Consider the following 11232-nt stretch of genomic DNA (forward strand, 5'->3'; position numbering starts at 1 on the left):
TCCATCGTCAATTAGGTACCTAAGAGTAACTATGTCGCGAAAAATCAAACTCCCGCCGGATGCGTTCCTGAAAGTGTGTCCATCTCGTGGCGTATTGGCGCGTGTCGGACAGAAATGGACGGTGCTGACGATGGTGGCGTTGCAAGATGCGCCGATGCGTTTTGGCGACATCCGGCGGCGTCTGGAAGGGGTTTCGCAGAAGATGCTGACGCAGACGCTGCGCGCGATGGAGCGCGACGGTCTGATCGAGCGGTACGTCTACGATGAACGGCCGCTGCGTGTGGAATATGCGTTGAGCCCGCTCGCGCGTACCTTGTTGCCGCTAGTGATTGCCCTGAAAACCTGGGCGGAGGACTCGCTCAAGGTGATCGAAGCCAACAACCGTGCCTTCGACCGCAAGTTTGCTGAGTGAGGGAGTCGACTACGGGGTCACCAGAGCCGTGTCGCCAATCAAGACTTGGCTAGCCATTGGCGCTTCGCCCAGCAACGCGGCCACCATGGCTTGCAGCGGAAGCACATCGCCGGTGGTCATGAAGCGTGGCGATGCGGCTTGCCCTGAAGCCTGCAGCTGCGCTGCTGCCAGCGTCCGGCCCAGGTGGCGTGCGACGGCGTGGCCGGTGTCGATCAGTGTCAACCGATCGCCCGCAATCTCGCGGATGGCGTCTTCCAGGAACGGGTAATGCGTGCAGCCGTGCACCAGGGTGTCGGCGCCAGCATCCAGCATCGGTTGCAGATAGGCTTGCAGCAGCTCCAGCACGGCGGGGGAGCGCGTGTCGCCGTGTTCGATCAGCGGGACGAGGCCGTAGCCCGGCTGGCTCATCACTTTGCAATCACCGGAAACCGCCGCCAGCAGGCGCGCGAATTTCTCGCTGCGCAGCGTGCTCTCCGTGGCGAGCACACCCACCACGCGACTTTTGGAGTGTGCGACCGCCGGCTTCAGGCCTGGCTCGACACCAATCACCGGCACCGCCAGTTTCTCGCGCAGCACGTGCACGGCCTGCGCCGTGGCGGTATTGCATGCGATCACCAGCGCCTTGCAGCCTTGCTCGACCAGCCACTCACACGCTCGCAGCGTGCGATCCGCAATGTACTCGGGAGATTTTTCCCCGTATGGGGCATGGCGGGAGTCCGCCAGGTAGAGCAGCGATTCGGCCGGCAGTTCGGCGCGAATCGCGCGCAGGACGGAGAGGCCTCCGAGGCCGGAATCGAAGACCCCGACCGGTGCCTGCGCGCGTGTCGTCATAGAAGAATCAAGCAGCAGCGACCGGAATCTTGCCGATCTTCGCTTGCCATTCCGCCGGGCCGGTCTTGTGGACCGACGTACCCGAGCTATCGACGGCAACGGTGACTGGCATGTCCTTCACGTCGAACTCATAGATGGCTTCCATGCCCAGGTCTTCGAACGCCAGCACCTTCGAGCCACGAATGGCCTTCGACACCAGGTAAGCGGCACCGCCCACGGCCATCAGGTAGGCCGACTTGTGCTTCTGAATCGATTCAATGGCGACCGGGCCGCGTTCGGCCTTGCCCACCATGGCGATCAGGCCGGTCTGGGCGAGCATCGTTTCGGTGAACTTGTCCATGCGGGTGGCCGTGGTCGGGCCGGCCGGGCCAACGACCTCATCGCGCACCGGATCGACCGGGCCGACGTAGTAGATCACGCGGTTGGTGAAGTCGAGCGGCAGCTTCTCGCCCTTGGCCAGCATGTCGGCGATGCGCTTGTGCGCGGCGTCGCGGCCGGTGAGCATCTTGCCGTTGAGCAGCAGGGTCTGGCCCGGCTTCCACGAGGCGACTTCTTCCGGCGTGAGCGTGTTCAGGTCCACGCGCTTCGAAGTTTCGGTGTTCGGTGCCCACTCGACCTTCGGCCATTGCGACAGGTCCGGTGCTTCCAGCTTGGCAACGCCGCTGCCGTCCAGCGTGAAGTGCGCGTGGCGGGTGGCGGCGCAGTTCGGGATCATCGCGACCGGCAGGTTGGCCGCGTGCGTCGGGTAGTCCAGGATCTTCACGTCGAGCACGGTGGCCAGGCCGCCCAGGCCCTGCGCGCCGATGCCCAGCGCGTTGACCTTCTCGTACAGCTCGATGCGCAGTTCTTCCGCACGGTTGCTCGGGCCGCGTGCGATCAGGTCTTGAATGTCGATCGGCTCCATCAGGGCTTCCTTGGCCAGCAGCATGGCCTTTTCCGCCGTGCCGCCAATGCCGATGCCCAGCATCCCCGGCGGGCACCAGCCGGCGCCCATGGTCGGCACGGTCTTGAGCACCCAGTCGACGATCGAGTCGGACGGATTCAGCATCACGAACTTCGACTTGGCTTCCGAGCCGCCGCCCTTGGCCGCGACGATCACGTCCACCGTGTCACCCGGCACGATCGACATGTTGATCACGGCCGGGGTGTTGTCCTTCGTGTTGGTGCGCTTGCCGGCCGGATCCGCCAGCACGCTGGCGCGCAGCTTGTTGTCGACGTCGTTGTACGCGCGGCGCACGCCTTCGTTGACCATGTCTTCCAGGCTCATCGTGGCGCCGTCCCAGCGCACGTTCATGCCCACCTTCAGGAACACGGTGACGATGCCGGTGTCCTGGCAGATCGGGCGCTTGCCTTCTGCGCACATGCGGCTGTTGGTCAGGATTTGCGCGATGGCGTCCTTGGCCGCCGGACTTTGTTCCTGCTCATAGGCACGGCCCAGAGCAGTGATGTAGTCCATCGGGTGGTAGTAGCTGATGTACTGCAGCGCGTCGGCGACGCTCTGGATGAGGTCTTCTTGACGGATGACGGTCATGGTGGGGACCAACGTATAGGAATGAGAAACCGGGATGCGGTAGGGCAGTGATGTGCACTACGCACCAGCGGCGGGCGCCGCTGGCTCAGAACAGCCGCAGATCATACACCCAATGTCAGGGCTGGATTGTCCGACCGGATTGGTCGGAATGACCGTGCCGACAAGGCGCTGCGTCAATGTGCCTCGGCAGCCTCACCCTGTGGGTGCGCATGCGAAACGAGGCGGTCCACCCAAGCCATCACCAGCGCCGAGACCAGGAAGGCCACGTGGATTACCACCTGCCAGAGGATCGTGTGCGTGTCTTTCTGGGCGGCATCGATGAAAGTCTTGAGCAGGTGGATGGACGAGATGCTGATCAGCGCCATCGACAGCTTCACCTTCAGCACGCCCGCGTTCACGTGGTCCAGCCATTCGGGCTCGTCTTCATGGCCCTCGATACCGAGCTTGGACACGAAGATGTCGTACCCACCGATGATCACCATGATCAGCAGGTTGGAGATCATCACCACATCGATCAGGCCCAGCACGGCCAGCATGATCTTGGTCTCGTCCAGCTCCGTCATATGCGAGACCAGATGCCAGACCTCGATGATGAACAGGTACACGTAGGCTGCCTGGGCGACGATCAGCCCTAGATACAGCGGCAATTGCAGCCAGCGGGAGAAGAAGATCAGGCGGGGAATCGGGCGCAGCGGGGCAGTGGGCGACTTCATTGTTCGGAACGGGGCGGGTGGACGAAAAACCGCGTGATTGTAGCGTTCCGTGATGTCGGGGCGACTTGAGGTGGCTTACATCTGTCCCCCCCTTGCCGTCCGGTGCTCCCTGCTATTTGACCCGACGCAGGTGCTTGGCCCGTTTGGGTTTGGTCGTCGCGTTCTGCCTGCCCGATCCAAACGGCCAGCGCGGCAGGCGCCACGCACGTTCGCCATCGAGGCCCGGTGCGGGGATCAGGTTGATGACCGCGACCAGCAGGCTGACGTAGCCGAGATACAGCACCACCTCGCCGACGATCGGCAAACGTGCGGCGGGTGTGACGTTCGCCAGCAGGATCAACGGCAGCGCCACCGCAAGCTGCGCCAGCGCACCGCCCCAGGCAATCACGTAGATGTCGCGTTCACGCGCTGGCGTCTCGTGTACGCACATGCCGTGGAAGAGGCCGAGGTAGATTGCCTCGGTCCGGGCGCCGGCGCGTTGCGCAAAGTAGGCGTGTCCGGTCTCATGCAACAGGATGATGCCGAAGTAGGAGCACAGCGCTGCCAGGGCCGTGAAGGGCGCCTTGATGGAGTACGCCAAGAGGACGGCCGAGACCGCCAGGACGGTCCAGTGGACATAGACAGGCGCGCCAAAGACACGCAGGCTGCTGAGGCGGAAATAGCGGTTCATGAGGTGGCGATCTATTGCGCGGTTGAGGTGTGGTTGCTATTCGCGATCCAGCGACGGATCGAGCGGGTCCAGCGGATCAACCACCCGCCCGCGTCGCGCTGGCAAGCGCGGCCGTGCCGGCCAGCTCGCCACCAGGATGCCTGCCACCACGCAGGCCAGCGCCACGGCATGCGGCCAGCCAGGCGTTTCACCCAGCGCGACGATGCCGTAAGTGGCTGCCGCGATCGGCAGTACCGAAGTGAACACGCCCGCCAGATGCGCCGGCACATGCCGGATGCCCTTCATCCACAGCCAGAACGAGAAGATACTGGCCGACAGCGCATACCAGACCACCAGGCCCCAGATGGAAGCCGGCACGTTCGATGCATCGAATGTCAGCAGTGGCACGAGACCCAGCGGCAGCATCAGCAGGCCGCCGATCAGGTGCGTGTACGCGCAGATCTCGATGGCGGGCAACGTTTGCGTCAGCCGCCGCGACAGGATCACGTAGATCGACTCGCACAGCACCGCGCCCATCACCAGCGCATTGCCCAGCAGCGCCTGCGAGGTATCGGTGGGGGCCGCGCTAGAAGATTCGCCGCCGCGATAGGCATTGAGAATGGCCACGCCCGCCACTGCCAGCACGACCGACACGAGCGTGCGCCTCGACGGCTTCTCGCGCAGCACCAGCCACGACAGCAATGCGACCGCGGCAGGAATCGTGCTGGTGATGATGCCGGCGGCCAGCGCCGAGGTGAGCTTCACGCCGTTCAGCATCAGCAGCGTAAAACCGAACGTGCCGAAGAACGCCTGCAGGAAGAGGTTGGTCCATTCGCCGCGCGTCACGCGTTGCATGCGCGACGGTTTGTACCACGGCGCCATGCACACGATGGCGATCAGAAAGCGCAGCAACGCAAATAGCATCACTGGCATGACGGCGACGATTGATTTGCCGAAGCCGACGTTGCTGCCGACCAGTGCCATGGCAGCGATCAGGAAAAAGGCGTGAATGGGCACGATGACGAACTGGGTGGAAAACGGCGCAGGATGCGGCTTTCAGGCCGATCATGTTGCATTGCGATGCGTGCCGCAGTGCTGAGTGACGCATTATAGTAATGCCCTTCGCGTCAAATTGCGGCGTCAGATACGTAAGGCTGGAGTCAGGTCAGCCGCTTAGATTCGCCGCAAAACGATTACAGACACCGCTATCAGGAGACAACATGGCTGGCATTGAATCTGTTCTGCAGGAACTGCGCGTTTTCGACCCGCCCGAGTCCTTCGTCAAACAGGCCAACATCGCCGGCATGGACGCATACCGTGCCCTGTGCGCTGAGGCTGAGCACGACTACGAAGGCTTCTGGGCGCGCCTCGCGCACGAGCACCTGCTCTGGCACAAGCCGTTCAGCAAGGTGCTGGATGAATCCAACGCGCCGTTCTACAAGTGGTTTGAAGACGGCGAGATCAACGCCTCGTACAACTGCCTCGAGCGCAACCTTGAGAACGGCAATGCCGACAAGGTCGCCATCATCTTCGAAACCGACGATGGCAAGGTCACCCGCGTCACCTACCGCGAACTGCATGCACGCGTCTGTCGTTTTGCCAATGGCTTGAAGGCACTGGGCGTCAAGAAGGGCGATCGCGTCGTCATCTACATGCCGATGTCGGTGGAAGGCATCGTTGCCATGCAGGCCTGCGCACGCATCGGGGCCACGCACTCGGTGGTGTTCGGCGGCTTCTCGGCCAAGTCGCTGCAGGAGCGCATTGTCGACGTGGGTGCCGTGGCGCTCATCACGGCGGATGAGCAGATGCGCGGCGGCAAGGCGCTGCCGCTCAAGGCCATCGCCGATGAAGCGCTGGCCATGGAGGGCACGCAGGGCGTCAAGCACGTGATCGTCTACCGCCGCACCGGTGGCAACGTGAACTGGGTGGATGGCCGTGACCGCGCCATGGACGAGGTCGAAGCCGGCCAGCCGGACACCTGTGAAGTCACCCCGGTGGGCGCGGAGCACCCGCTGTTTATCCTTTACACCTCGGGTTCGACCGGTAAGCCGAAGGGCGTGCAGCACAGCACGGGTGGTTACCTGCTGTGGGCGCTGCTGACCATGCAGTGGACCTTCGACCTCAAGCCCGACGACGTCTTCTGGTGCACGGCCGACATCGGTTGGGTGACCGGCCACACGTATATCGCCTACGGGCCGCTGGCTGCCGGTGCAACGCAGGTCGTGTTTGAAGGCGTGCCGACCTACCCGAACGCTGGCCGCTTCTGGGACATGATCCAGCGCCACAAGGTCAACACCTTCTACACCGCGCCGACGGCCATCCGCTCGCTCATCAAGGCCGCCGAGGCCGACGAAAAGGTCCACCCGAAGCAATACGACCTGTCGAGCCTGCGCCTGCTGGGCACCGTGGGCGAGCCGATCAACCCGGAAGCCTGGATGTGGTACCACACGAACATCGGCGGCGGCCGTTGCCCGGTGGTCGATACCTTCTGGCAGACCGAAACCGGCGGCCACATGATGACCCCGCTGCCGGGTGCCACGCCGCTGGTGCCGGGCTCGTGCACGCTGCCGCTGCCGGGCATCATGGCCGCCATCGTGGATGAAACCGGGCAGGATCTACCGAACGGGCAGGGCGGCATCCTGGTCGTCAAGCGTCCGTGGCCGTCGATGATCCGCAACATCTGGGGCGACCCGGAGCGCTTCAAGAAGAGCTACTTCCCGGAAGAGCTGGGCGGCAAGCTGTACCTGGCAGGCGATGGCTCCATCCGCGACAAGGACACCGGCTACTTCACCATCATGGGCCGCATTGACGACGTGCTGAACGTCTCGGGCCACCGCATGGGCACGATGGAGATCGAGTCGGCATTGGTGGCGAACCCGCTGGTGGCCGAGGCGGCAGTGGTGGGCCGCCCGGATGACATGACGGGCGAGGCCATCTGCGCGTTCGTGGTGCTCAAGCGCTCGCGTCCCGATGGCGACGAAGCCAAGCAGATTGCCGCTGACCTGCGCAACTGGGTGGGCAAGGAGATCGGCCCGATCGCTAAGCCCAAGGACATCCGCTTTGGCGACAACCTGCCCAAGACGCGCTCCGGCAAGATCATGCGCCGGCTGTTGCGCTCCCTGGCCAAGGGTGAGGACATTACGCAGGACACGTCCACGCTGGAGAACCCGGCCATCCTCGATCAGTTGAAGGAAACACGCTAACCGCCAGCGCTGGTCGCCAATCTTGGCTACTGACCCCCAACAAGACAGCCGCTTTCGCAAGCGGCTGTTTCTGTATTACGGGCTCTACACCGTAGGGTTGCTGCTGTTCATCGCCATGATGGGCGCGATCGAGCACGTGCGCGGGCCGGGCGTGTGGCTCGGCTATGTGTTCCTGTTCGTCACCATCGCCATCTATGCGTGCATCGGGCTGATCTGCCGCACGGCTGATCTGACCGAGTATTACGTGGCCGGGCGCCGCGTGCCCGCGTTCTTCAACGGCATGGCCACCGCGGCCGACTGGATGAGCGCCGCCTCGTTCATCGGCCTGGCGGGCATCGTGTTCGCCTCGGGTTATGAGGGGCTGGCCTATGTGATGGGCTGGACCGGGGGCTATTGCCTCGTCGCCTTTCTGCTGGCGCCGTACCTGCGCAAATTTGGCGGCTACACGGTGCCGGACTTCCTTGCCACACGTTATGGCAATGGCGAGCGTGGGGGCAGCTCGGTGGTGCGCGGCATTGCCGTGTTGGGCGCGACGCTGTGTTCCTTCGTCTACCTTGTTGCGCAGATCCAGGGGGTGGGGCTGGTGGTCACGCGCTTCATCGGCGTGGAGTTTTCGGTAGGGGTGTTCTTCGGGCTCGCGGGCATTCTGGTGTGCTCGTTCCTGGGGGGCATGCGTGCCGTGACTTGGACGCAGGTGGCGCAGTACATCATCATGATCGTGTCGTTCCTGGGCGTGGTGGGGCTGATTGGTTGGCACCGGTATCACGATCCGGTGCCGCAGCTCTCGACCGGCCATTTGCTGCAGCAGATCGAAAAGGAAGAGCAGCGCATTGCCCACGATCCGGCCGAGCAGCGCGTGCGCGACCATTTCCTGGCAGAAGCGCAGGCGCTGCAGGAGCGCATTGCCCGGCTGCCGCAATCGTTCGATGAATCGCGCGAAGCGCTGAACACGCAACTGAAGCTGGCGCGTGAGCGCAATGCGCCGCTGCGCGAGATCAAGACGCTGGAGCGTGCGCGCGAGGAGTTTCCTGCGGATGCGGCCAGCGCGTCGATTCTGTGGAACCTAGAGCGCGAAGCGGCCCTGGAGCGCAGTCGCGCAGCGCCACCGTCCAGCGAGCCGTTTCCGTCCAAGTCTGAGGCCGAGCGCGGCACCGAGCGGCTGAACTTTGTGCTGCTGGTGTTCTGCCTGATGGTGGGCACGGCCAGCCTGCCGCACATCCTCACACGCTTTCACACCACGCCGTCGGTGCGCGAAACGCGCAACTCGGTGAGCTGGACGTTGTTTTTCGTGGCGCTGCTGTATGTCTCGGCGCCGGCGCTGGCGGCGCTCGTCAAGCTGGATCTGCTGCAGCATCTGGTGGGCACGCCGTTCGCTGATCTGCCGCAATGGATCGTGCCGTGGCGCAAGGTCGATCCGGCTGTGCTGACGCTGCGCGATATCAATGGAGACGGCATCGTCCAGTGGGCCGAGGTGATGATCCAGCCGGACATGGTGGTGCTGGCCGCGCCCGAGATCGCCGGGCTGCCGTATGTGCTGTCTGGGCTGATTGCCGCCGGTGCGCTGGCGGCCGCGCTGTCGACCGCCGACGGCCTGTTGCTGACGATCGCCAACGCGCTGTCGCACGATGTGTATTTCCACATGATCGACAACACGGCCAGCCACCAGCGGCGCGTGACCAGTGCCAAGGTGGTGCTGCTGGGCGTGGCTCTGCTGGCGGCGTATGTGACCTCGCTCAAACCGGGCAACATTCTTTTTCTGGTGGGGGCGGCTTTCTCGTTGGCGGCTTCGTGCTTCTTCCCGGTGTTGGTGCTGGGCGTGTTCTGGAAGCGCACCAACCGCGCGGGTGCCATTGCCGGCATGCTCACGGGGCTGGTGGTCAGCGTCTACTACATCTTCGTCAACTATCCATTCTTCACGCGCATGACGGGCATCCTGGGTCAGCCCTGGTTTGGCGTGGACCCGATTGCCTCGGGCGCGTTTGGCGTGCCGGCCGGGTTTGTGGCAGCCATTGTCGTCAGCCTGCTGACCAAGCCGAACCGGCCGGTGGTCGACAAGCTGGTCGGCTATCTGCGCGATCCGCTGTAGGCCAAAAAAAGCCCGCGACCTCTCGGCAGCGGGCTCAATGACGGCTTGGAGAATACGGTGTGCGGCTCAGGCGTGCGCGGTATGCAAGGCCTGCGGATCGATGCGGAAGAAGGCCACTGCCGCGTTGAGTTCCTGCCCCTGATCCTGCAGCGATTGCGATGCGGCGGCGGCTTCTTCCACCAATGCCGCATTGCGCTGCGTGACTTCGTCCATCTGCGAGATCGCCTGGTTGACCTGCTCAATGCCGCGCCGCTGCTCGATGGACGCTGCGGCGATTTCTTCCATGATGTGCGTGACACGCGCCACGGCCTGTGTGACTTCGGTCATCGTGTGACCCGCTTCGCCAGCCAATGTGGAGCCATCGTGAATGCGCTCCACCGATGAGGCGATCAGTTCCTTGATCTCCTTGGCCGCCGTGGACGAGCGCTGTGCCAGGCTGCGCACCTCGCTGGCGACCACCGCAAAGCCGCGGCCTTGTTCACCTGCGCGTGCAGCTTCCACCGCGGCGTTCAGCGCCAGGATGTTGGTCTGGAAGGCGATGCCCTCGATGATGCCGGTGATGTCGGCAATCTTGCTGGAGCGGTCGCTGATGTCCTGCATGGTCGACACCACCTGGCTGACCACCGTGCTGCCTTTCTGTGCCACTTCCGATGCGTTGGCCGCCAGCGCCGTGGCTTGCTGGGCGTTGTCGGCGTTCTGCTTCACGGTGGAGGTCAGCTCTTCCATGCTGGCCGCCGTCTCCTGCAGCGACGATGCCTGCGCTTCCGTGCGTTGGCTCAGGTCGGCATTGCCGGCGGCAATCTGCTTGGCGGCACCGGCCACGCTGCCGCTGCTGTCACGCACCTTGTCGACGATCTCCGTCAGGCGGCCGTTCATGTCGCGCAGGGCAGAGAGCAGGTGGCTGGTTTCATCCTTGCCGCGCACGTCGATGCGGCTGCTCAGATCGCCGCGCGCCACGGTCTTGGCCACGTCCACGGCAACACGGATCGGCTGCGTGATCGAGCGTGTGATGATCATGCCTGCAATCACCGCCAGCAGCGCGGCACCGATCGACAGGGCGATCAGCATGTTGCGCTGGTTGGCGTAGTTGGCGTCGTAGTCCTTCACGAGTTGCTCTTGGCGCTCATGCGTGTAGTTGGCATAGGCGCGTGTTGCGGCAACCAGTTGGGCCAGCAGCGGGCGGCATTCGTCGTCCATCTTCTGGATGGCCTGTTCGCGCTTGCCGGCCAGCGCCAGCGACACGATGTCGGTCGCCACGGGGCCATAGTGCAACTCCACGCTGTCAATATCGGCGACCAGCGAGCGGGCGCGATCGTCGGAATCCTTGGCCTTGGCCATCAGTTCCTTGAGTTCCTTGAGCCGGTTCTGCACGTCTTCATGCGCGCGGAATACCTCGGCCTTCTCAAGCTCCAGGTCTTTCTGCGTCACCACCAGCACCAGATTGCGTGCCGCGATGGCGCGGCGATCCACCGCCGTGCGCACCAGGTTGGCAACTTCCGCGCGGGCGTTAATGCCATGCACGAAGTTCGAAAAGCCTTCGGTTGAGTTGGACAGCGCGCGCAGCGACATGCCTGATACCACGACGACGATGGCTGCCAGCACGCCAAAGCCGGCGGTGAGCTTGGCCTTGATGGTCATCTGGGAAAGGTTCACAGCGTCCTCCAGTCTTGCAAGATTGGTGCAATCATGATCGGCTTGGCTGCCCGGTATGGCGTGAAATAAGTGGGCGAACCTGCCACCGTTTTATTGCCGTTTGCTGCGGACTTCGAAAGCGTCACCCGGGGAAGGTGAGACCGGTTATTCCGGC

At 63.8% G+C, this 11232-nt stretch carries 9 protein-coding genes; 3 read left to right on the forward strand and 6 right to left on the reverse strand.

The genetic code is table 11. The features are described from left to right. Positions 1-31 precede the first annotated feature (31 nt). Positions 32-412 carry a winged helix-turn-helix transcriptional regulator gene (locus ACS13N_RS04385; protein ID WP_438930517.1) on the forward strand — a complete coding sequence of 127 codons (381 nt, stop codon included), beginning with the start codon at positions 32-34 and terminating at the stop codon, positions 410-412. A 9-nt stretch (positions 413-421) separates the two neighbouring features. Here the strand turns inward: ACS13N_RS04385 and murI are convergent, their stop codons facing one another. The 5 genes from murI to ACS13N_RS04410 form a co-directional block, all read right to left on the reverse strand. Next, positions 422-1243 (reverse strand): glutamate racemase, encoded by an 822-nt coding sequence (gene murI, locus ACS13N_RS04390; protein WP_438930518.1) that lies wholly within the window; start codon positions 1241-1243, stop codon positions 422-424. A 7-nt stretch (positions 1244-1250) separates the two neighbouring features. Beyond that, positions 1251-2774, reverse strand: coding sequence for a fumarate hydratase (locus tag ACS13N_RS04395; protein WP_438930519.1), 1524 nt, complete (start codon positions 2772-2774; stop codon positions 1251-1253). A gap of 173 nt (positions 2775-2947) precedes the next feature. After that, complete coding sequence (locus tag ACS13N_RS04400) at positions 2948-3487, reverse strand: TIGR00645 family protein (RefSeq protein ID WP_438930520.1); 540 nt, start codon at positions 3485-3487, stop codon at positions 2948-2950. Positions 3488-3599: 112 nt separating this feature from the next. After that, positions 3600-4157 (reverse strand): hypothetical protein, encoded by a 558-nt coding sequence (locus ACS13N_RS04405; protein WP_438930521.1) that lies wholly within the window; start codon positions 4155-4157, stop codon positions 3600-3602. A gap of 36 nt (positions 4158-4193) precedes the next feature. Next, the gene (locus ACS13N_RS04410; RefSeq protein WP_438930522.1) at positions 4194-5153 is read right to left on the reverse strand and encodes a DMT family transporter; all 960 of its coding nucleotides are present in this window, start codon (positions 5151-5153) and stop codon (positions 4194-4196) included. 203 nt (positions 5154-5356) lie between these two features. Here ACS13N_RS04410 and acs point away from each other — a divergent pair, with 203 nt between their 5' ends. Next, a complete protein-coding gene (gene acs / locus ACS13N_RS04415; RefSeq protein WP_438930523.1) occupies positions 5357-7339 on the forward strand; it encodes an acetate--CoA ligase in 1983 nt (660 codons plus the stop codon). A gap of 19 nt (positions 7340-7358) precedes the next feature. Further along, positions 7359-9425, forward strand: coding sequence for a sodium:solute symporter family protein (locus ACS13N_RS04420; protein ID WP_438930616.1), 2067 nt, complete (start codon positions 7359-7361; stop codon positions 9423-9425). Between the two features lie 66 nt (positions 9426-9491). Here the strand turns inward: ACS13N_RS04420 and ACS13N_RS04425 are convergent, their stop codons facing one another. Then, complete coding sequence (locus ACS13N_RS04425; protein WP_438930617.1) at positions 9492-11063, reverse strand: methyl-accepting chemotaxis protein; 1572 nt, start codon at positions 11061-11063, stop codon at positions 9492-9494. Between the last annotated feature and the right edge of the window lie 169 nt (positions 11064-11232).

The organism is Ralstonia sp. 24A2, from assembly GCF_051783885.1.
Taxonomy (GTDB): Bacteria; Pseudomonadota; Gammaproteobacteria; order Burkholderiales; family Burkholderiaceae; genus Ralstonia.

Coding starts and splice junctions, on each gene's coding strand:
- acs (WP_438930523.1), top strand. CDS start 5,357: ATGGCTGGCATTGAATCTGTTCTGCAGGAACTGCGCGTTTTCGACCCG.
- ACS13N_RS04385 (WP_438930517.1), top strand. CDS start 32: ATGTCGCGAAAAATCAAACTCCCGCCGGATGCGTTCCTGAAAGTGTGT.
- ACS13N_RS04405 (WP_438930521.1), bottom strand. CDS start 4,157: ATGAACCGCTATTTCCGCCTCAGCAGCCTGCGTGTCTTTGGCGCGCCT.
- ACS13N_RS04425 (WP_438930617.1), bottom strand. CDS start 11,063: ATGACCATCAAGGCCAAGCTCACCGCCGGCTTTGGCGTGCTGGCAGCC.
- murI (WP_438930518.1), bottom strand. CDS start 1,243: ATGACGACACGCGCGCAGGCACCGGTCGGGGTCTTCGATTCCGGCCTC.
- ACS13N_RS04395 (WP_438930519.1), bottom strand. CDS start 2,774: ATGACCGTCATCCGTCAAGAAGACCTCATCCAGAGCGTCGCCGACGCG.
- ACS13N_RS04400 (WP_438930520.1), bottom strand. CDS start 3,487: ATGAAGTCGCCCACTGCCCCGCTGCGCCCGATTCCCCGCCTGATCTTC.